Here is a 19,070-nt window from a genome sequence, read left to right as displayed (position 1 = left end):
AAGGCGGAACGGCATGGCCAGGACGACGGACGGGAGCGCGCTGCCCGTCCCCCAGAGGCTCCTTGCCGCCGCCACCCGGCTCTTCGCCGAGCGGGGCTACGACCGGACCTCCGTGCAGGAGATCGTGGAGGCGGCGGGCGTCACCAAGGGCGCCCTCTACCACTACTTCGGCTCCAAGGAGGACCTGCTCCAGGAGGTCTACGCGCGCGTGCTGCGGCTCCAGCAGGAGCGGCTCGACGCCTTCGCGCAGGCCGACGCGCCGGTCGAGGAGCGGCTGCGGGACGCGGCCGCCGACGTGGTGGTCACCACCATCGAGAACCTCGACGACGCGTCGATCTTCTTCCGCTCCATGCACCACCTCAGCCCGGAGAAGAACAAGCAGGTACGGGCCGAGCGGCGGCGCTACCACGAGCGCTTCCGCGCCCTGATCGAGGAGGGGCAGCGGGCCGGCGTCTTCTCCGACGCCACCCCCGCCGACCTGGTGGTCGACTACCACTTCGGCTCGGTCCACCACCTGTCCACCTGGTACCGCCCCGAGGGCCCGCTCACCCCGCAGCAGGTCGCCGACCACCTGGCCGACCTGCTGCTGCGCGCCCTGCGGCCGTAGCGCCCGCACTCCGGGGGAGGGGGGCTCGCCCGTACGGGGGAGGCGGACGGGACCGTGGGGGGACGCCCGGGCCGGGGCGCGGCGGCGAGGATCGGCGTGTCGATCAGCCCCCGCCCCGAACGGAGCTCCGCCGTGTCCAAGAACCTCCTGCGCGCCGCAGCCGTCCTCGCCCTCGTCGCCGCGGTCGCGACCCCCGCCGCCGCGGCCCCCGCGCCGGAGCCGGCCCCTGTGCCGGAGCCGGCCCTCGCGGTCGTGACGGCGCCCGCCACCGGGTCGGCCGTGACCACCTCCGCCCTCACGGGATCGGCGCGGCTCGGCTACGAGGCGGGCACGGAGACGGTACGGGTCAGCGTCGACGCCCACTCCACCTACGAGCGCGGCTCGATCCCCACCCGCTCCTGGGGCACCTTCCGCATCTCGCACGTCATCGACGGCCGTGACTACTGGGGCGACTTCGAGGTCGACTGCCTGCGCACCGGCGGCCCCACCGCCACCGTGACCGGCCGCCTCGTCCGCACCAGCCCGGGCCACCCCTGGAACGAGGCCTTCGACCCGCACACCCGGATGGGCCTCAGCTTCTTCGTCCCCGGCAACCACGCCAACGGCCCGGCCCGGGTCGGTCTCGGCGCGCCGGCTCCCAAGGGGCAGCCGCTCCTGACGCCGTGCATGGCCCCGGCAGCGGACATGCCGGTCATCGAGGGCGGCTACACCCTCGGCGACCGGCACGCCTGACCCCGTACGGGGTGCCTACAGGTACTTCTTCAGCTCAGGTACTTCTTGAGCTCGCGGCGGGCCAGCGAGCGCTGGTGCACCTCGTCCGGCCCGTCCGCGAGCCGCAGCGTCCGCGCCGCCGCCCACAGTTCTGCGAGCGGCGTGTCCTGCGAGACGCCGCCGGCGCCGTGCAGCTGCACCGCCCGGTCGATGATGTCGACGACCGCGCGCGGGGTGGCGATCTTGATCGCCTGGATCTCGGTGTGGGCGCCCCGGTTGCCGACCGTGTCCATCAGCCAGGCCGTCTTGAGGACGAGCAGCCGCAGCTGTTCGATCGTCACCCGGGCGTCCGCGATCCAGTTCTGCACGACGCCCTGCTGGGCGAGCGCCTTGCCGAAGGCGGTACGGGACACCGCGCGCCGGCACATCAGCTCCACGGCCCGCTCGGCCATGCCGATCAGGCGCATGCAGTGGTGGATGCGGCCGGGACCGAGGCGGGCCTGGGCGATGGCGAAGCCGCCGCCCTCCTCGCCGATCAGGTTGGCCGCCGGGACCCGGACGTTCTCGAAGAGCACCTCGGCGTGGCCGCCGTGGTAGTGGTCCTCGAAGCCGTACACCTTCATCGCGCGCCGCACCTCGACGCCGGGCGTGTCGCGCGGGACCAGGATCATCGACTGCTGGCGGCGCGGGTCGGGACCGTCCGGGTCGGTCTTGCCCATGACGATGAAGATCCGGCAGTCGGGGTGCAGGGCCCCGGAGATGTACCACTTGCGCCCGTCGACGACGTACTCGTCGCCGTCCCGCCGGATCCGGGTCTCGATGTTCGTCGCGTCGGACGAGGCCACCTCGGGCTCGGTCATCGCGAACGCGGACCGGATCTCGCCGCTGAGCAGGGGCTCCAGCCACTGCTTCTTCTGCGCCTCGTCGGCGAACTGGGCGAGCAGCTCCATGTTCCCGGTGTCCGGGGCGGCGCAGTTGAGGGCGGTGGGGGCGAGCTGCGGGCTGCGGCCGGTGATCTCGGCGAGCGGCGCGTACTGGAGGTTGGTGAGCCCGGCCCCGTACTCCTCGTCGGGAAGGAAGAGGTTCCACAGGCCCTGGCGGCGCGCCTCGGCCTTCAGCTCCTCGACGACCGGCGGCACGTCCCACGGCGAGGCGAGCGCGGCGCGCTGCTCCTCGGCGACGGCCTCGGCGGGGTAGACGTGCTCGTCCATGAAGGCGAGGAGTTTCGCCCGCAGCTCCTCGGTGCGGGCGTCGAACGCGAAGTCCATGACGGATTCAGCCCTTCTGCAGCGTGGTCAGGCCGTGCTCGATGAAGACGGGGACGAGCTCGCCGATGCGGTCGAAGCCGGCGCCGACGGTCTGACCGAGGGTGTAGCGGTAGTGGATGCCCTCCAGGATCACGGCGAGCTTGAACCAGGCGAAGGCCGTGTACCAGGAGAGGGCGCCCGTGTCGCGGCCGGAGCGGGCGGCGTAGCGCTCGACCAGCTCGGCGACGGTCGGGTGCCCGGCCGCGCTCGCCGTCGTGGAGATCGGGGAGTCCGGCAGGTCGAGCGGCGTGCTGTACATGACGAGCAGGCCGAGGTCGGTGAGCGGGTCGCCGAGCGTCGACATCTCCCAGTCGAGCACCGCCCTGATCCGGTCGTCGGCGCCGATGAGGACGTTGTCGAGCCGGTAGTCGCCGTGGACGACGGTGGGCGCGGGGGAGGCGGGCAGGCCGCGGCCGAGGGCGGCGTGCAGCTCGTCGATGCCGGCCAGTTCGCGGCCCCGGGAGGCGGCGAGCTGCTTGCCCCAGCGGCGCAGCTGCCGGTCGAGGAAGCCCTCGGGCCGCCCGAAGTCGTCGAGCCCGACGGCGGCCGGATCCACGGCGTGCAGGTCGACCAGGGTGTCGACGAGGCCGAGGACGGCGGCACGGGTGCGCTCCGGGCCGAGCGGGGCGAGCTCGGCGGCGGAGCGGTACGGGGTGCCCTCGACGAAGTCCATGACGTAGAACGGCGCCCCGAGCACCGACTCGTCCTCGCACAGCACGACCGTCTCCGGCACCGGCACGGCGGTGGCGTGCAGGGCGCTGATCACGCGGTGCTCGCGCTTCATGTCGTGGGCGGTGGCCAGCACGTGGCCGAGCGGCGGGCGCCGCACGACCCAGCGGCCGGTGCCGTCGGTCACGGCGTACGTGAGGTTCGAGCGGCCGCCCTGGATCAGCCGGGCCGTGAGCGGGCCGGCGACCAGGCCCGGCCGCTCGCGGTCGAGGAAGCGGCGCAGCTGCTCCGGGTCGAGACCGGGAACGGGGCCTGGGGGCGGTGCGGAGCTCATGCGGGCGTACCTCCGGGGGTCGGCGTCGCGCCCATCATGACCGACCAGTCGGTATGTCGTCCAGAGGAGGCCGCGGGAAGCCGCGCGAAGCCGCAGAAAGCCGGGGGGAGCCGGGAGACGCTCCGGGTGACCACGTCGCCCGGAGCCCCGCCGCCCGGTGGCGTCAGGCGTGGCAGGCGACCGGCTTCCCGCCGTTCATCGCGGCCATGTCCATGAAGACGGTCATCGCGTCGAGCGGGTGCCCCTCCGGCAGGCCGTCCAGTTCCGCGTACGCCCGGTGCAGGTTGGCGACGAGCCGCTCGCTCTCCGGCCAGGCCGCGAACTCGCCCGGATCGGCCCGCCGGGCCGTCTCCAGCGGCGAGTCCCCCCGGGTCCGGCCGTCGGCGGCGAGCTCCCGCACGTACAGCAGATAGCGCTCGGTCGCGTCGTATGCGGACGGGTCGGTGATCCGGCCGTGGCCCGGCACCACCGTGCTCGCGTCCAGCGCGCGCAGCAGGTCGAGCGCCCGCAGCGAACCGGCCAGCGAGCCCATCGGCACGAACGGTGTGCCGCCGTTGAAGATCAGGTCGCCGGTGAACACGATGCCCTGCTCGGGGAGGTGGACGATCGAGTCACCCACCGTGTGCGCCGTGCCCGGGTGGATCACCCGAACCTCGGTCTCCCCGACGTACAGCGTCAGCCGGTCCGAGTACGTGAGGTGCGGCGGCTCGATGTCGACGTGGCCCCAGTCGGTCTGCGGCCACAGCAGGTGCAGCTGCCGCCCGGCGGCCAGCTGCTCGGAGCGGCACAGCTCGTGCCCGATGATCCGGGCCTCCGGCAGGAACACCCCGTTGCCGTAGGTGTGGTCGCCGTGGTGGTGCGTGGTGACGATGGTGCGGGGCAGCGCGCACCCCGCGTCGAGGACGGCAGCGCGCAGCAGCCGGGCGCGGCGCTCGGTGGCCGCGGTGTCGACGAGCAGCGTCTCGCCGTCGGGCCGCCCGTCGCCGACGAAACCGGCGTTGTTGAGGCACCAGCCGCCGTCGGGCTGGACGAAGGCGTGGACGTTCGGCGCGAGCGCGACCACATAGGGATCGGTGGCAGACAAAGGGTTCCCCCGGACGATGAGAGTCCAACCGGACAGCGGAAGAGTGCCAGTTGCCCCAGGTCAGAGGGAAGCCGGAACCGGACGGTCCGCCGATTTCCCGGGCGGCTCGGAGGACCACGGCTCCGGAGGGCCGGGGTTCCGGGGACCAAGGTTCAGAGGACCGGGGCTCGGAGGGCCACGGCTCAGCGCAGCACGGCTCAGAGCACCACGACCGCGAAGCCCGCGAAGGCGATCGCGCACGCCGCCGCGAGCAGTGCGCTCCGGTGCGACAACTGCCGTGGCCGGGCCGCGTCGAGCGACCGGATCCGGCGGTGCGCCACCGCCAGGAAGGCGATGCAGACCAGGGCCGACAGGCAGGCCGCGACCACTCCGGACGCCGTGACGCCGCCGTGGATGGCCTGCTTGCCGGCGAGCACCGCGACCACCGTGGCCGACAGCGTCGTACGCCGCCACGCGAGCCGCGTCCGCTCCGGCTGGAGTCCCGGATCCCGGGCGTCCGCCCCGTCGGCCGAAGGCGTCGTCACCGCCCGGCCCAGCCGAAGACCACGACCACCACCATCGCCATCGCGACCACCGCGACCGCGAGGCTCAGCACGGTCGGGAAGCGCGACACCGGCAGGTCCTCGCCGCGCCGCATGGCCCGCTCGCAGCGCACCCAGTGGTTCACGGCGCGCAGCGCGCACAGCACACCGGCGCCGAGCAGCGCGAGCGCGAGCCCGACCCGTACCCCCCAGCGCAGGTCCGGCAGGAACTGGTCCACGGCGAAACCGCCGCCGATCAGGGCGAGCGCGGTCCGGATCCAGGCGAGGAAGGTGCGCTCGTTCGCCAGGGAGAAGCGGTAGTCGGGGGTCTCGCCCTCCTCCCGGAGGCGCCGCGGCGCGAACCACAGCCGCAGGCTCTGTACGAAGTCGCTCACCGGGGCACCCTACGTGACGCGGTGCGCGCGCAGCCGCTCGTACGCGGCCAGGCCGTCCGGCACCCAGCGCCATTCGGGGAGCCGCCGCGCCAGCTCGGCCTCCGGCAGGAAGGCGTGCCACGCCACCTCCTCGGCCTGCGGGTGGACGGGCAGGTCGCAGCGCACCTCGTACACGGCCGACCACCACTTGCCGGCCACGCCCCCGGAGTCGTACAGGAAACGGAACAGCGGCACCGGCCGGGGGAGTCCGGAGACGCCGAGCTCCTCCTCGGCCTCGCGCAGCGCGGCGTCGTCGTAGGACTCGCCGGCGCCGACGACCCCGCCCACGAACATGTCGTAGAGGGACGGATAGACCAGCTTGGTCGGGGTGCGGCGGTGCACGAAGATCCGCCCCTGGCCGTCCCGTACGTGGATGAAGGTGCAGCGGTGAATGAGGCCGCGCGCGTACACCTCGCCGCGCGGGGCCTGTCCGATCACCTGGTCGTTCTCGTCGACGACGTCGAGTACCTCATCGGCAGCGCTCATGCGCCCATGAAATCACCGAACGGCCGCGGCCCTACTGCCCCATGACGTACTTGACCGTCGGGCCGGTCGTCCAGCCGCCGTCCACCGCCAGCTCCGCGCCCGTCACGTACGAGGCCGCGTCCGACAGCAGGAACACGACCGCGCCGCCGATCTCGTGCGCCTCGCCGACCCGGCCCATCGGGGTGTTGGGGTACTTGCCCTCGCCCTTCTCGATGCCGACGGAGGCGGTCATCGGGGTGTAGGTCATGCCCGGGTGGACCGAGTTGACGCGGATCCGCGCCGTGCCGAGCTCGACCGCGCCGATCTTCGTCAGACCGCGCACGCCCCACTTGGAGGCGCCGTAGCCGGCGGTGAGCGCCAGGCCCATCAGGCCCGCGGCGGAGGAGATGTTGACGATGGAGCCGCCGCCGGCCTCCTTCATCGCCGGTATCGCGGCCTTCATGCCGATGAAGACACCGGTCAGGTTGATGTCGAGGACCCTGCGGAAGTGCTCGACGGACTCGCTCTCCAGGAAGGCGCCGGTGGAGATGCCGGCGTTGTTCACCAGCCCGTGCAGACCGCCGAACTCGGCGACGGTGTACGCGACGGCCGCCGCCCACTCCTCCTCCGAGGTCACGTCGTGGTGGAGGAAACGGGCGCGCTCGCCGAGCTCGGCCGCGGTCGCCTTGCCGTCCTCGTCCAGTACGTCGGTGATGACGACGTCGGCGCCGGCGGCCACGGCCTGCCGGGCGGCCTCGGCGCCCAGGCCGCGGGCGCCGCCGGTGATGAGGACGGTCTTGCCGGTGAGGTCGTTCATGGATGGTCCCTTCGGAGGTCGGGGGAGGGGGTGGGGACGCTCCGGGGCTGTGCGGCCCGCAGAAGCGCGGTGGTCGTCTCGACCAGGTCGGCGAGGAAGAGCGGCTCGCCGGTCAGCGGTTCGACGCCGTCGAGGTACTGCCGGGCGCGGTCCGCCATCGCCGCGCCCACGACGGTCAGGGCCAGGTCGAGGCGCTCCAGGAGCAGCGGCTCCGGCAGTCCGTCGGCGGCCAGCCGGTCGGCGGTCCGCTCGATCAGGCGCCAGTAGCCGGTGCCCGCGAGCGTGGGGTGCGGGGTGCGGGTGCGGACCCCGCTCTCGTGGCTGAGCTGTGCGGAGATCCGCAGACAGCGCCGGCCCCGGTCGGTGCCGAGCTCGCTCGCCTCGGCCGTGACGAGCGCCGCGATCAGCTCGTGGAGATCGCTTCCGGCCGCGTCCAGGAGCGGGGCGAGCACCTGTTCCGTACGGGCCTGGCGGCCGGCCATCACCGCGTCGAGGAGTCCGGCGCGGGAGCCGAAGTGGTACTGCACGGCCGAGGGGTTGCCCTGGCCGGCGAGGGCCACGATGTCGCGGAGCTGGGCGCCGTCGACGCCCCTCGTCGCGAAGATCTCCTCGGCCGCGCGGATCAGTTTGTCCCGGGTCTCGGGCCCTGATGTCCTTGCCATGCCAACCATATTAATGCTCGGCATTAGGTGCGCCACGAAAAGAATGGGGGCACGGGGGAACGCAGCCGGAAGGGGCCGGACCGTTGACTCGATACATTTCTGTATCCAAGATGCGGTCCATGCCTCATGAGCCGTACGACGCCGATGCGATCGTCATCGGGGCCGGCCTCGCCGGTCTCGTCGCCACCGCCGAGCTGGCCGCCGCCGGCCGCTCCGTCCTCCTGCTCGACCAGGAACCCGAGCAGTCGATCGGCGGCCAGGCCCACTGGTCCTTCGGCGGCCTCTTCCTCGTCGACTCGCCCGAACAGCGCCGGATGCGGATCCGCGACAGCCACGCCCTGGCCCTGCAGGACTGGCTCGGCACCGCCGGCTTCGACCGCCCCGAGGACGACGCCTGGGCCCGGAAGTGGGCCGAGGCGTACGTCGACTTCGCGGCCGGCGAGAAGCGGGCCTGGCTGCACGAGCTCGGCGTGCGCTTCTTCCCGGTCGTCGGCTGGGCCGAGCGCGGCGGCTACGACGCCACCGGCCACGGCAACTCCGTACCCCGCTTCCACATCACCTGGGGCACCGGACCCGGCCTCGTCGCCCCCTTCGAGCGCCGGGTGCGCGAGGGCGTCGCCCGCGGCCTGGTCCGCTTCGGCTTCCGCCACCGGGTCACCGGCCTCGGCACCACCGCCGGCGCCGTCGACACCGTCACCGGCGAGGTCCTGGCCCCTTCGGGCGTCCCTCGCGGCACCGCCAGCAGCCGCGAGGTCACCGGCGCGTTCTCGTACCGCGCCCAGGCCGTGATCGTCACCTCCGGCGGCATCGGCGGCAACCACGAACTCGTCCGCAAGCAGTGGCCCGCCCGCCTCGGCACCCCGCCCGCCCGCATGCTCTCCGGCGTGCCCGCCCACGTCGACGGCCTGATGCTCGGCATCGCCGAGAACGCCGGCGCCCACCACGTCAACCGCGACCGCATGTGGCACTACACCGAGGGCATCGAGAACTGGAACCCCATCTGGGCCCGCCACGGCATCCGCATCCTGCCCGGCCCGTCCTCCCTCTGGCTCGACGCCACCGGCAGACGGCTGCCCGTCCCGCTCTTCCCCGGCTTCGACACCCTCGGCACCCTCGAACACATCATGCGGACCGGCCACGACCACACCTGGTTCGTGCTCGACCAGAAGATCATCGGCAAGGAGTTCGCCCTCTCCGGCTCCGAACAGAACCCCGACCTCACCGGCAAGTCCGTCCGCGACGTCCTCGCCCGCGCCCGCGCCGACGTCCCCGGCCCCGTGCGCGCCTTCATGGACAAGGGCGCCGACTTCGTCGTCGAGCGCGACCTCGCCGCCCTCGTCCGCGGCATGAACCGGATCACCGGCGAGGACCTGATCGACGAGGCCGCGCTGCGCCGCGAACTCACCGCCCGCGACCGCGAGATCGCCAACCCCTTCACCAAGGACCTCCAGGTCACGGCGATCCGGGGAGCCCGCCGCTACCTCGGCGACAAGCTCACCCGCACGGCCGCCCCGCACCGCATCCTCGACCCGGCCGCGGGCCCGCTGATCGCCGTCCGCCTCAGCATCCTGACCCGCAAGTCGCTCGGCGGCCTGCAGACCGACCTCTCCTCGCGCGTGCTGACCGCCGACGGCGAGCCACTGCCGGGCCTGTACGCGGCGGGCGAGGCGGCGGGCTTCGGCGGCGGGGGCGTGCACGGCTACCGCTCGCTGGAGGGCACCTTCCTGGGCGGCTGCCTGTTCTCGGGCCGGGCGGCGGGCCGGGCGGCGGCGAGGGCGGTGGGATAGGCCAGGGACAGGCGGCGGGATAGGCCGGGGGCGGGCGGTGGGGCAGCGGCCCCGCCTTTCCCGGCCCGGGTACGACAAGGGCCCGGACGTCTCGGCCGACGTCCGGGCCCTGGCAGATGGCTGTCTGCCGGCGCTACACCACCAGCGACAGCAGCAGCACGAAGCCGATGCCGACCACCGAGATGATCGTCTCCATCACCGACCAGGTCTTGATCGTCTGGCCGACGTCCAGGCCGAAGTACTCCTTCACCAGCCAGAAACCGGCGTCGTTCACGTGGCTGAAGAAGAGCGAGCCGGCACCGATCGCCAGCACGAGCAGCGACACCTCACCCGTCGACATGCCCGCCGCGAGCGGGGCCACCAGGCCCGCCGCCGAGATCGTCGCCACCGTCGCCGAGCCCGTCGCCAGCCGGATCGCCACCGCGATCAGCCAGGCGAGGAGCAGCGCCGGGATGGACCAGCTCTTCGAGAAGTCGAGGATCATCTGGCCCACGCCGATGTCGATGAGCGTCTGCTTGAAGCCGCCGCCCGCGCCGACGATCAGCAGGATGCCGGCGATCGGGGCGAGGGACTTCTCGACGGTGGAGGACAGCCGCTCCTTGCTGAAGCCGGCCGCGCGGCCCAGCGTGAACATCGCGACGATGACGGCCGCGAGCAGCGCGATCAGCGGGGAGCCGATGACGTCGGTGACCTTCTGCACGCCGTTGTCCGGGTCGTCGACGACGATGTCGACGAGAGCCTTGACCAGCATGAGCACGACGGGCAGCAGCACGGTCGCGACGGTGATGCCGAAGCCGGGGCGCTTCTCCAGGTCCTCGGAGGGGCGCGCGGCCCCGCCGGAGTTCTGCAGCATCTTCTCGGGGGCGGGGACGTCCACCCAGCGGGCGGCGACGCGCGAGAAGAGCGGACCGGCGATGATCACGGTCGGTATCGCGACGACCAGGCCGAGCGCGAGCGTGATGCCCAGGTTGGCGCCGACGGCGTCGATCGCGACGAGCGGTCCGGGATGCGGCGGGATGAGGCCGTGCATCACGGACAGGCCGGCGAGGGCCGGGATGCCGATGCGCATCAGGGAGTAGTTGCCGCGCTTGGCGACGAGCAGCACCACCGGGATCAGCAGCACGATGCCGACCTCGAAGAAGAGCGGCAGGCCGATCACGGAGGCGATGAGGACCATCGCCCACGGCATGGCCCGGCCGGACGCCTTGGCGAGGATGGTGTCGACGATCTGGTCGGCGCCGCCCGAGTCGGCGAGCAGCTTGCCGAGGATCGCGCCCAGGGCGATGAGCACGCCCACACCGGCCACGGTGTTGCCGAGCCCGGTGCTGAACGACTTGATGGTGTCCGCGAGCGGGGCGCCCGCGAACGCGCCGAGCGCCAGCGACCCGATGGTCAGGGCGAGGAAGGCGTGCAGCTTGAACTTGGTGATGAGCAGGACGATGACGGCGATGCCGGCGAGCACGGCGATGCCGAGCTGGGCATGGCCGGCCGAGGTGATCGGTTCGGCGGCGTCCGCTGCCAGCATCTCGACGCTGAGACTGGTCACGGTGGGTCCCTAGGGGGTGAGGGGGACAGGGGGCGGGGGTGCGGGATCAGACGGTGGTGAGCCGGCGCAGCGCGGCGACGGCGCGGGCGGTGATCTCCTCGGGGGTGCCGGCGACGTCGACGGCGACGCCGGCCTCGTCCGCCTGCAGCGGCTGCAGGGTGGCGAACTGGGAGTCGAGGAGCGCGGTCGGCATGAAGTGGCCCTTGCGGGCCGCCATCCGCTGCTCGATGAGCTCCCGGTCGCCGGTCAGATGGAGGAAGACCACGCCGGGCGCGGCCGCGCGCAGCCGGTCCCGGTAGCTCCGTTTCAGCGCGGAGCTGGACACCACCCCGCCGAGCCCGGCCCGGCTGTGCGCCCACTCCCCGATGGCGTCGAGCCAGGGCTCCCGGTCCGTGTCGTCGAGCGGGATGCCGGCGGACATCTTGGCCACGTTGGCCGGCGGGTGGAAGTCGTCGCCCTCCGCGTACGGGAGGCCGAGCGCCTGCGCCACCAGCGGGCCGATCGTGGTCTTGCCGGTGCCGGCGACGCCCATCACGACGAGGACGGGGTGGGGGGTGGTGCTCATGGGGGGTGCCTCGCTGTCTTCTTCGACATCGATTCGTCGATCCGTCGCGCTCATGAAACCCATTGAGTACGACGTATTCAAGACTCTGTGACAAAAAAGTCGTACTTAATGTTCCCCGCGTGATCATCCAAGTCCGGACGCATAGGCTTGCCGACATGACGACACCGGCCGCTCAGGGGCTCCATCCGCACGTTCTGACCTCCCTGGGCCTGGCCATCACCGCGGGGGAGTACCCGCCCGGCACCGTGCTCCGCTCCGACGAGCTCGCCGAGCGCTTCGACGTGTCCCGGACGGTCGTCCGTGAGGTCGTGCGGGTCCTGGAGTCCATGCACCTGGTCGAGTCCCGGCGCCGGGTCGGCGTGATCGTGCTGCCGACCGAGCGGTGGAACGTGTACGACCCCCAGGTCATCCGCTGGCGACTGGCCGGCGCCGACCGCCCGCGCCAGCTGCGCTCGCTCACCGTCCTGCGCTCCGCGATCGAGCCCGTCGCCGCCGGTCTCGCCGCGCTGAACGCTGACCCCGAGCAGTGCCGTGAGCTCACCGAGCAGGCCCTCGGCATGGTCGCCACCTCACGCGGCCGGCGCCTGGAGGCGTACCTCGTGCACGACATCGCCTTCCACCGGGTCATCCTCAACGCCTCGGGCAACGAGATGTTCGCCCGGCTCGGCGACGTGGTCGCCGAGGTGCTCACCGGCCGCACCCAGCACCAGGTGATGTTCGAGGACCCGGACCCGGCCGCCGTCACGCTGCACGTCCAGGTCGCCGAGGCCGTACGGGAGAAGGACGCGGCCCGCGCCGAGGAGCTGACCCGCCAGATCGCCGTCGGCGCGCTGAAGGAGCTGGACGTCCTCGCGCCGTGACACATGGCGTACAGACGCGGGATACCGCCGCGTAACCTCTGAACTAGCTCAAATCCGGGCGTTCAGTGAATTTGCTCACAGTCAGTTAACGCTGGTTGCCGTGAGGATGTCCGCTGGCCGTCCCAAGAAGCCTCACAAGGGCACCCTCGCGAGGGAACGGCCGGGTACCGCACAGACCCTCCCCCTCACGAAGGCGAACAACTCCATGAGTGATCGCATCCCTGCGGCCGACCCGCTGTCCGCCACCCCGGCGGCCGGCGCGGCAGCCCCCGCAGCCCAGTCGGCGTCCTCCCACGTCGACGCCGGCGACGCCGGATACCGCAAGGACCTCAAGTCCCGGCACATCAACATGATCGCCATCGGCGGCGCCATCGGCACGGGTCTCTTCCTGGGTGCCGGCGGCCGCATGCACAACGCCGGACCGTCGCTCTTCATCGCGTACGCGGTCTGCGGTCTGTTCGCCTTCTTCGTCGTCCGGGCCCTGGGCGAGCTCGTGCTCTACCGCCCGTCCTCCGGTGCCTTCGTCTCGTACGCCCGTGAGTTCATGGGCGAGAAGGGCGCCTTCACGGCCGGCTGGCTGTACTTCCTCAACTGGTCGACCACCGCCGTCGCCGACATCACGGCGGCCGCCACCTACGCCCACTTCTGGTCGATGTTCAGCAGCATCCCGCAGTGGGTGCTCGCGCTGATCGCCCTCGCGATCGTGCTCACCGCCAACCTCATCTCGGTGAAGTACTTCGGTGAGATGGAGTTCTGGTTCGCGATCATCAAGGTCGCCGCGCTCCTGGCCTTCATGATCGTCGGCATCGTCCTGGTCGTGACCTCGCACGACGTCGGCGGCCACACCCCGGGCCTGCACAACATCACCGAGAACGGCGGCATCTTCCCGAACGGCGTCATGCCGATGCTGCTCCTGATCCAGGGCGTCGTCTTCGCCTACGCCTCCGTCGAGCTGTGCGGCGTCGCCGCCGGTGAGACCGAGAACCCCGAGAAGATCATGCCGAAGGCGATCAACTCGATCATGTGGCGCGTCGGCCTGTTCTACGTCGGCTCGGTCGTGCTGCTCGCGCTGATCCTCCCGTACACCGCGTACACCGGCGACCAGAGCCCCTTCGTCACCGTCTTCGACAAGCTCGGCATCCCCGGCGCCGCCGGCGTGATGAACCTCGTCGTCCTCACCGCCGCGCTCTCCAGCCTGAACTCGGGCCTCTACTCCACCGGCCGCATCCTGCGCTCGATGTCGCTCAGCGGCTCCGCGCCCAAGTTCACCGGCGTGATGAACAAGGGCGGCGTGCCGTACGGCGGCATCCTGCTCACCGCGGGCTTCGGCGTCGCCGGTGTCGTCCTCAACTACGTGATGCCGGGCGAGGCCTTCGAGCTCGTCCTCAACTTCGCCTCCATCGGCATCATCGGCACCTGGGCGATGATCATGATCTGCTCGCTGCTCTTCGTGCGCCGCGCCAAGGAGGGCAAGCTCGTCCGCCCCTCCTACCAGCTGCCCTGGGCCCCGTACACGCAGATCGTGACCCTGCTCTTCCTCGGCGCCGTCCTGGTCCTGATGTGGATGGACGGCGGCGTCGGCCGCACCACGGTCAACTGCCTGCCGCTCATCGCGGCGGCGCTGGTCGGCGGCTGGTTCCTGGTCCGCGGCCGGGTGCGCGCCACCGCGGCCGCCCGCCAGGGCTGACCCGGTCCTGACCCGGAGCTTCCCCCCACGGGAAGAACGAGGCCCCCGCGAGCACCGCGCTCGCGGGGGCCTCGGCCGTTCCTACGGGTGCGGGGTCAGTGGCCGCCGTGCCCGTGACCGCCACCATGGCCCGGGCCCTGACCGCCACCGTGCCCCGGGCCCTGACCGCCACCGTGGCCGTCGTCGTGACCGCCCGCGTGCCCGTGGCCCAGCGGCAGCACCTCCGGCGGCATCACGACGAACGGCCGCATCATGCCCATGTCCTCGTGCTCCAGCAGATGGCAGTGGTACATGAACCGGCCGTACGCCCCGTCGAACCGGCCCATCACCCGCACCAGCTGCCCGCCCGGCACCCGGAACACGTCCTTCCAGCCCTGCTCGTTCGGCGGCACCGGAATCGGCTGCGCCGTGTCGCAGCGCACCGGCGCCACCGTCCCGCCCACCGTCGCGTCGAAGCCGTCCGCCACATACGCCTCCCGCGCCATCACCTGGAAGTCCGCCAGGTGGATGTGCATCGGGTGCAGCACCGGAGCCGGCCCCAGGTTGAGGAACGACCACTGCTCGTACGAGCCCTCGCCGATGGTGAAGCCGAGCCCGTCGTTGAACGTCCGGGCGGTCCGCCGGTACATGCGCACCTTGCCGTCCGCCGCCTGGACCCGGATCACCCCGTTCGTCGGCACCCGCACCGCGGGCTGCTCGTGCTCCGGGACCTCCTCCATCTCCCAGATCTCCGGGTGCCCGCCGCCCCCGACCGTGGTCGGCGGCGTCAGCACGACGAGCCGGTGCCCGTGCTCGATCTTCGCGTGGTCGTAGCGCCGGAAGGACCCGGAGAGCAGCGCCGGCAGCTCGAAGCCGTCGGGCTCCGCGCACGCGCCCACCCGGAACTCCATGACCTGCGGATACGGCACGTTCAGCGCCGCGTCCGCGACGCCCGGCTCCCGCCCCGGAGCCTTGTTCACCAGGCGCAGGGTGCGCCCCGCCAGCCCCCGGAAGTCGATCAGCAGGTCGAAGCGCTCGGCCGGTGAGATCGTCAGTGTCGCGACGTCGCCCGCCCCCTGCGGGCCCTCCTCGAAGTCGAACGGGGCGGGGCGCGGCAGCAGCCCGCCGTCGCTGCCGATCTGGTGCACCACACCGGACACCGGCCGGTCGTCCTCGTCGACGAGCACCAGGTCGTACGTCCGGGCGTTGGACGCGTTCACCAGCCGGAACCGGTACCAGCCGTCCTCGACGTCCAGATACGGCCAGATCGTGCCGTTGACCGTCGTGTACGGGCCGAAGAACGGCAGCGCCACCGGCTTGCCGGTCTCCGGATGGGCCGCCACCAGCCGGGTCGTCTTGTGCAGCAGCCGCCCGTTGAGCTGCCCGTCCTCGTCCGTGTCCAGGTTCCGGTCCGCCAGGATCAGCGGCAGCTCCCGCTCCCCGGACGGCAGACCGAGCGCGTCCTCCTCCTCGTCACGGACGAGATACGTGCCGACCAGGCCCGCGTAGACGTTCCAGCGGGTGATGTTCATGGCGTGGTCGTGGTACCACCACTGCACCGCCTGGTGCTCGTTCGGGTACTCGGACAGCTGCGCGTCGCCGAAGCCGATCCCGTTGTCGGTCCAGCCGTCGTTGCCGGCTCCGGTCTGCGCCCCGTGCAGATGCGTCACCGTCCAGGCCGGCAGCGCCGCCACCTCGCGGATCGGCTCCGCGCCCTCGCGGCCCGGCCGGTTGTGCGGATCGGGCTGCCCGTCGGTGCGCGGCACCTCGACCGCGGTGACCGGGTACTCGCTGCCCTTCGGGATCCGGTTGGTCCACGCCACCCGGATCCGCTGCCCCCGCCGCACCTCGATCGTCGGGCCGGGGACGCTCCCCTCGTACCCCCACATCAGCGTCGGCGGCAGCTGACGGTGCATCCGCACCCAGGTCGGCCGCAGCGCGATCCCGACCTCCTCGCCGTCCCCCGGACGGAGCACCGGCGGGACGCGTAACGCGTCCGCGTACGGCTCGAGTTCACTGGTCATGTGTTCCCCCTGAGGCTGTGTCATGCCTGTACATGCCTGTACCGGCAGAGACATCGAACGCAGCGGCACGGGTTCCGGTCTCCGCGTAACCTGACGTAATCGTCACATCCGTAACGCGGGTTACCGTTTCGTCGGAAGGAAGCCACGATGGCGCAGCAGGTCCAGGGGGTCGTCGCCCCCGGCAGGAACGAGCCGGTCCGGGTCGAGACGATCGTGATCCCCGATCCGGGACCTGGCGAGGCCGTGGTGAAGATCCAGGCGTGCGGGGTCTGCCACACCGACCTGCACTACAAGCAGGGCGGTATCAACGACGAGTTCCCCTTCCTGCTCGGCCACGAGGCCGCAGGAATCGTCGAGTCCGTCGGCGCGGGCGTCACCGACGTCGTCCCCGGCGACTTCGTCATTCTCAACTGGCGTGCGGTGTGCGGCCAGTGCCGGGCCTGCCTGCGCGGCCGCCCCCAGTACTGCTTCGACACCCACAACGCCCGGCAGAAGATGACCCTTCCGGACGGCACCGAGCTGTCGCCCGCGCTCGGCATCGGCGCCTTCGCCGAGAAGACCCTCGTCCACGCCGGCCAGTGCACCAAGGTCGACCCGGCCGTCGCCCCCGAGGTCGCGGGGCTGCTCGGCTGCGGCGTGATGGCCGGCATCGGCGCCGCCATCAACACCGGCGACGTCGGCCGCGGCGACAGCGTCGCCGTCATCGGCTGCGGCGGCGTCGGCGACGCGGCCGTCGTCGGCTCCCGCCTCGCCGGAGCCGCCCGGATCATCGCCGTCGACATCGACGACCGCAAGCTGGCCAAGGCGAAGGAGATGGGCGCCACCCACACCGTCAACTCCCGCACCACCGACCCGGTCGAGGCCATCCGCGAACTCACCGGCGGCTTCGGCGCCGACGTCGTCATCGAGGCCGTCGGCCGCCCCGAGACCTACCAGCAGGCGTTCTACGCCCGCGACCTCGCCGGCACCGTCGTCCTCGTCGGCGTGCCCACCCCCGAGATGAAGCTCGAACTCCCGCTCCTCGACGTCTTCGGCCGCGGCGGCGCGCTCAAGTCCTCCTGGTACGGCGACTGCCTGCCGTCCCGCGACTTCCCGATGCTCGTCGACCTGCACCAGCAGGGCCGCATCGACCTCGGCGCCTTCGTCACCGAGACCATCGGCCTCGGCGACGTCGAGAAGGCCTTCGCCCGCATGCACGAGGGCGACGTGCTCCGCTCGGTGGTGATCCTCTGATGGGCGCCCGCATCGACCACCTGGTCACCTCCGGCACCTTCAGCCTCGACGGCGGCACCTGGGACGTCGACAACAACGTCTGGATCGTCGGCGACGACACCGAGGCCGTCGTCATCGACGCCGCCCACGACGCCGACGCCGTCCTGGCCGCGCTCGACGGCCGCGCCCTGCGCGCGATCATCTGCACCCACGCCCACGACGACCACATCGACGCGGCCCCGGCCCTCGCCGCCGCCACCGGCGCCCGGATCCTGCTCCACCCCGCCGACCAGCCGCTGTGGAAGCTCACCCACCCCGACCACACCCCCGACGGCGACCTCGCCGACGGCCAGGTCCTCACCATCGCCGGCACCGACCTGCACGTCCTGCACACACCGGGTCACGCCCCGGGCGCGGTCTGCCTGTACGCCCCCGACCTGGGCACCGTCTTCACCGGCGACACCCTCTTCCAGGGCGGCCCCGGCGCGACGGGCCGGTCCTTCTCGGACTTCCCGACGATCGTCGACTCCATCCGTACGAAGCTGCTCACGCTGCCGCACGAGACGGTGGTCCGCACCGGCCACGGCGACAGCACCACCATCGGAGCCGAGGCCCCGCACCTGGAGGAATGGCTGCGTTAGATAGGCGGCTCCGCCGCGTGGACGAGGCCACTGAGCGCGAGCCGGCTCTCGAAGTGCCTCGGGGTGCCGTCGAACGGGTCGGTGAACGCGAGCGTCCGCGCGAGGAGCTGCAGCGGGCGCCCGAAGTCCTCCGGCCCGTCCTCTCGCACCACCGGAAACAACGGGTCGTGCAGGATCGGCAGGCCCAGCGCGTTCATGTGCACCCGCAGCTGATGCGTCCGCCCGGTCTCCGGCACCAGCCGGTACCGGGCGAGCGCCCCCCGCCGCTCCACCAGCTCGACCCGGCTCTCACTGTTGGGCTCGCCCGCCACCTCCCGGGCGGCCATCACGCCCCGTTCCTTCTCGATCCGGCTCCGCACCGTCACGGGCAGCGCCACTCCCGGGTCGTACGCGGCGACCGCCTCGTACTCCTTGCGCACCCGGCGGTCCCCGAACAGCGTCTGATACGTCCCCCGGTCCTCCGGCCGTACGACGAAGAGCACGAGGCCCGCCGTCAGCCGGTCCAGCCGGTGCGCAGGCTGGAGCGCCGGCAGCCCGAGGTCCCGCCGCAGCCGCGCCATGGCGGTCTCCGTCACATGCCGCCCGCGCGGCATCGTCGCCAGGAAGTGCGGCTTGTCGACCACCACGATCCGCTCGTCCCGGTACACGACGTCGATCCCGAACGGCACCGGCGTCTCGGCCGGAAAGTCCCGGTGGAACCACAGATACCGCCCCGCGGCGTACGGCTCGTCGCCGGTGACGGCGCCGTCCGTGCCCACGAAACGCCCGTCCCGCAGCATCTCCTCGACCCGCCCGGGCCCGATCGCCCCCGCGTACCGGTCGAGGAGATGGTCCCGTACGGTTCCCCAGACCCCTTCCGGATCATCCGGGAACCGCACCCGCACCGGATCGATCCCGTCCCGCTGGGGGAGGGGCGAGGAAGGGGCCTTGGATCTGCGTCGCACCGGTCCTACCGCCGTACTAACAAGAAGGACCCCACATGATGTGGGGTCCTTCGCTGGTGTCCGAGGGGGGACTTGAACCCCCACGCCCGATAAAGGGCACTAGCACCTCAAGCTAGCGCGTCTGCCATTCCGCCACCCGGACAGGTGATCTTGTCTTCTTGGCCGCTGGGCCCTTCCGACGAGGAAAACCATAGCAAACATCTGGGGTGGCCGA

19 protein-coding genes and 1 tRNA gene are annotated in these 19,070 nt (G+C 72.0%); 7 read left to right on the top strand and 13 right to left on the bottom strand.

Annotated features, from left to right (window positions below; genetic code table 11):
• Positions 1 to 13: 13 nt before the first annotated feature.
• A complete protein-coding gene (locus ACIRSU_RS27300; RefSeq protein ID WP_403797223.1) occupies positions 14 to 607 on the top strand; it encodes a TetR/AcrR family transcriptional regulator in 594 nt (197 codons plus the stop codon).
• A gap of 132 nt (positions 608 to 739) precedes the next feature.
• A complete protein-coding gene (locus ACIRSU_RS27295) occupies positions 740 to 1,339 on the top strand; it encodes a hypothetical protein (protein WP_403797221.1) in 600 nt (199 codons plus the stop codon).
• Positions 1,340 to 1,368: 29 nt separating this feature from the next.
• Here the strand turns inward: ACIRSU_RS27295 and ACIRSU_RS27290 are convergent, their stop codons facing one another.
• The 8 genes from ACIRSU_RS27290 to ACIRSU_RS27255 all read right to left on the bottom strand — a co-directional run bounded on the left by ACIRSU_RS27290 (position 1,369) and on the right by ACIRSU_RS27255 (position 7,611).
• Positions 1,369 to 2,586 (bottom strand): acyl-CoA dehydrogenase family protein, encoded by a 1,218-nt coding sequence (locus tag ACIRSU_RS27290; protein WP_403797218.1) that lies wholly within the window; start codon positions 2,584 to 2,586, stop codon positions 1,369 to 1,371.
• Between the two features lie 7 nt (positions 2,587 to 2,593).
• Complete coding sequence (locus ACIRSU_RS27285) at positions 2,594 to 3,628, bottom strand: phosphotransferase family protein (protein ID WP_403797216.1); 1,035 nt, start codon at positions 3,626 to 3,628, stop codon at positions 2,594 to 2,596.
• 163 nt (positions 3,629 to 3,791) lie between these two features.
• Entirely contained in the window at positions 3,792 to 4,712 is a 921-nt protein-coding gene (locus ACIRSU_RS27280; RefSeq protein ID WP_403797213.1) for an MBL fold metallo-hydrolase, read from the bottom strand.
• A 197-nt stretch (positions 4,713 to 4,909) separates the two neighbouring features.
• On the bottom strand, positions 4,910 to 5,236 hold the full coding sequence (locus ACIRSU_RS27275; protein WP_403797210.1) for a DUF202 domain-containing protein: 327 nt from the start codon (positions 5,234 to 5,236) through the stop codon (positions 4,910 to 4,912).
• Entirely contained in the window at positions 5,233 to 5,628 is a 396-nt protein-coding gene (locus ACIRSU_RS27270; protein ID WP_403797209.1) for a YidH family protein, read from the bottom strand. Before ACIRSU_RS27270 ends, ACIRSU_RS27275 begins: the two co-directional genes overlap by 4 nt.
• Before the next feature lie 9 nt (positions 5,629 to 5,637).
• Positions 5,638 to 6,153 (bottom strand): NUDIX hydrolase, encoded by a 516-nt coding sequence (locus ACIRSU_RS27265; RefSeq protein WP_403797206.1) that lies wholly within the window; start codon positions 6,151 to 6,153, stop codon positions 5,638 to 5,640.
• A 31-nt stretch (positions 6,154 to 6,184) separates the two neighbouring features.
• The gene (locus ACIRSU_RS27260; protein ID WP_403797204.1) at positions 6,185 to 6,949 is read right to left on the bottom strand and encodes a glucose 1-dehydrogenase; all 765 of its coding nucleotides are present in this window, start codon (positions 6,947 to 6,949) and stop codon (positions 6,185 to 6,187) included.
• Positions 6,946 to 7,611 (bottom strand): TetR/AcrR family transcriptional regulator, encoded by a 666-nt coding sequence (locus tag ACIRSU_RS27255; protein ID WP_403797202.1) that lies wholly within the window; start codon positions 7,609 to 7,611, stop codon positions 6,946 to 6,948. Before ACIRSU_RS27255 ends, ACIRSU_RS27260 begins: the two co-directional genes overlap by 4 nt.
• A gap of 119 nt (positions 7,612 to 7,730) precedes the next feature.
• Here ACIRSU_RS27255 and ACIRSU_RS27250 point away from each other — a divergent pair, with 119 nt between their 5' ends.
• On the top strand, positions 7,731 to 9,398 hold the full coding sequence (locus ACIRSU_RS27250; protein ID WP_403797199.1) for an FAD-binding dehydrogenase: 1,668 nt from the start codon (positions 7,731 to 7,733) through the stop codon (positions 9,396 to 9,398).
• Between the two features lie 133 nt (positions 9,399 to 9,531).
• Here the strand turns inward: ACIRSU_RS27250 and ACIRSU_RS27245 are convergent, their stop codons facing one another.
• Positions 9,532 to 10,944 (bottom strand): GntP family permease, encoded by a 1,413-nt coding sequence (locus ACIRSU_RS27245; RefSeq protein ID WP_403797197.1) that lies wholly within the window; start codon positions 10,942 to 10,944, stop codon positions 9,532 to 9,534.
• Positions 10,945 to 10,990: 46 nt separating this feature from the next.
• Positions 10,991 to 11,509 carry a gluconokinase gene (locus ACIRSU_RS27240; RefSeq protein WP_403797194.1) on the bottom strand — a complete coding sequence of 173 codons (519 nt, stop codon included), beginning with the start codon at positions 11,507 to 11,509 and terminating at the stop codon, positions 10,991 to 10,993.
• Positions 11,510 to 11,664: 155 nt separating this feature from the next.
• Between ACIRSU_RS27240 and ACIRSU_RS27235 the strand changes: the two genes are divergently transcribed.
• Together ACIRSU_RS27235 and ACIRSU_RS27230 are read left to right on the top strand one after the other, a co-directional pair.
• The gene (locus tag ACIRSU_RS27235) at positions 11,665 to 12,369 is read left to right on the top strand and encodes a FadR/GntR family transcriptional regulator (RefSeq protein WP_403797192.1); all 705 of its coding nucleotides are present in this window, start codon (positions 11,665 to 11,667) and stop codon (positions 12,367 to 12,369) included.
• A 205-nt stretch (positions 12,370 to 12,574) separates the two neighbouring features.
• Positions 12,575 to 14,056, top strand: coding sequence for an amino acid permease (locus ACIRSU_RS27230; protein ID WP_403797189.1), 1,482 nt, complete (start codon positions 12,575 to 12,577; stop codon positions 14,054 to 14,056).
• Positions 14,057 to 14,151: 95 nt separating this feature from the next.
• Here the strand turns inward: ACIRSU_RS27230 and phsA are convergent, their stop codons facing one another.
• The gene (gene phsA, locus ACIRSU_RS27225) at positions 14,152 to 16,059 is read right to left on the bottom strand and encodes an O-aminophenol oxidase PhsA (protein WP_403797186.1); all 1,908 of its coding nucleotides are present in this window, start codon (positions 16,057 to 16,059) and stop codon (positions 14,152 to 14,154) included.
• A 147-nt stretch (positions 16,060 to 16,206) separates the two neighbouring features.
• Between phsA and ACIRSU_RS27220 the strand changes: the two genes are divergently transcribed.
• Both ACIRSU_RS27220 and ACIRSU_RS27215 read left to right on the top strand, forming a co-directional pair.
• Entirely contained in the window at positions 16,207 to 17,292 is a 1,086-nt protein-coding gene (locus ACIRSU_RS27220) for an S-(hydroxymethyl)mycothiol dehydrogenase (RefSeq protein WP_403797183.1), read from the top strand.
• Positions 17,292 to 17,912, top strand: coding sequence for an MBL fold metallo-hydrolase (locus tag ACIRSU_RS27215; protein WP_403797180.1), 621 nt, complete (start codon positions 17,292 to 17,294; stop codon positions 17,910 to 17,912). The genes ACIRSU_RS27220 and ACIRSU_RS27215 overlap by 1 nt, the downstream gene beginning before the upstream one ends.
• Here the strand turns inward: ACIRSU_RS27215 and ACIRSU_RS27210 are convergent.
• Together ACIRSU_RS27210 and ACIRSU_RS27205 are read right to left on the bottom strand one after the other, a co-directional pair.
• The gene (locus tag ACIRSU_RS27210) at positions 17,909 to 18,856 is read right to left on the bottom strand and encodes a pseudouridine synthase (RefSeq protein ID WP_403797177.1); all 948 of its coding nucleotides are present in this window, start codon (positions 18,854 to 18,856) and stop codon (positions 17,909 to 17,911) included. The two genes, ACIRSU_RS27215 and ACIRSU_RS27210, sit on opposite strands and share 4 nt — an antisense overlap.
• A gap of 54 nt (positions 18,857 to 18,910) precedes the next feature.
• A tRNA-Leu gene (locus ACIRSU_RS27205) sits at positions 18,911 to 18,998 on the bottom strand.
• Positions 18,999 to 19,070: the final 72 nt, after the last annotated feature.

Source organism: Streptomyces sp. NPDC101160, assembly GCF_044768205.1.
In the GTDB taxonomy this organism is placed as follows: Bacteria; Actinomycetota; Actinomycetes; order Streptomycetales; family Streptomycetaceae; genus Streptomyces.
The sequence above is the reverse complement of the archived record's forward strand: the minus strand, read 5'-3'. Positions and strand labels throughout refer to the sequence as shown.

Bases quoted from the DNA above. Each gene is read 5' to 3' on its own strand.
- ACIRSU_RS27255 (WP_403797202.1), bottom strand. From the start codon at position 7,611: ATGGCAAGGACATCAGGGCCCGAGACCCGGGACAAACTGATCCGCGCG.
- ACIRSU_RS27235 (WP_403797192.1), top strand. From the start codon at position 11,665: ATGACGACACCGGCCGCTCAGGGGCTCCATCCGCACGTTCTGACCTCC.
- ACIRSU_RS27250 (WP_403797199.1), top strand. From the start codon at position 7,731: ATGCCTCATGAGCCGTACGACGCCGATGCGATCGTCATCGGGGCCGGC.
- ACIRSU_RS27220 (WP_403797183.1), top strand. From the start codon at position 16,207: ATGGCGCAGCAGGTCCAGGGGGTCGTCGCCCCCGGCAGGAACGAGCCG.
- ACIRSU_RS27290 (WP_403797218.1), bottom strand. From the start codon at position 2,586: ATGGACTTCGCGTTCGACGCCCGCACCGAGGAGCTGCGGGCGAAACTC.
- ACIRSU_RS27240 (WP_403797194.1), bottom strand. From the start codon at position 11,509: ATGAGCACCACCCCCCACCCCGTCCTCGTCGTGATGGGCGTCGCCGGC.
- ACIRSU_RS27285 (WP_403797216.1), bottom strand. From the start codon at position 3,628: ATGAGCTCCGCACCGCCCCCAGGCCCCGTTCCCGGTCTCGACCCGGAG.
- ACIRSU_RS27230 (WP_403797189.1), top strand. From the start codon at position 12,575: ATGAGTGATCGCATCCCTGCGGCCGACCCGCTGTCCGCCACCCCGGCG.
- phsA (WP_403797186.1), bottom strand. From the start codon at position 16,059: ATGACCAGTGAACTCGAGCCGTACGCGGACGCGTTACGCGTCCCGCCG.
- ACIRSU_RS27300 (WP_403797223.1), top strand. From the start codon at position 14: ATGGCCAGGACGACGGACGGGAGCGCGCTGCCCGTCCCCCAGAGGCTC.
- ACIRSU_RS27260 (WP_403797204.1), bottom strand. From the start codon at position 6,949: ATGAACGACCTCACCGGCAAGACCGTCCTCATCACCGGCGGCGCCCGC.
- ACIRSU_RS27265 (WP_403797206.1), bottom strand. From the start codon at position 6,153: ATGAGCGCTGCCGATGAGGTACTCGACGTCGTCGACGAGAACGACCAG.
- ACIRSU_RS27215 (WP_403797180.1), top strand. From the start codon at position 17,292: ATGGGCGCCCGCATCGACCACCTGGTCACCTCCGGCACCTTCAGCCTC.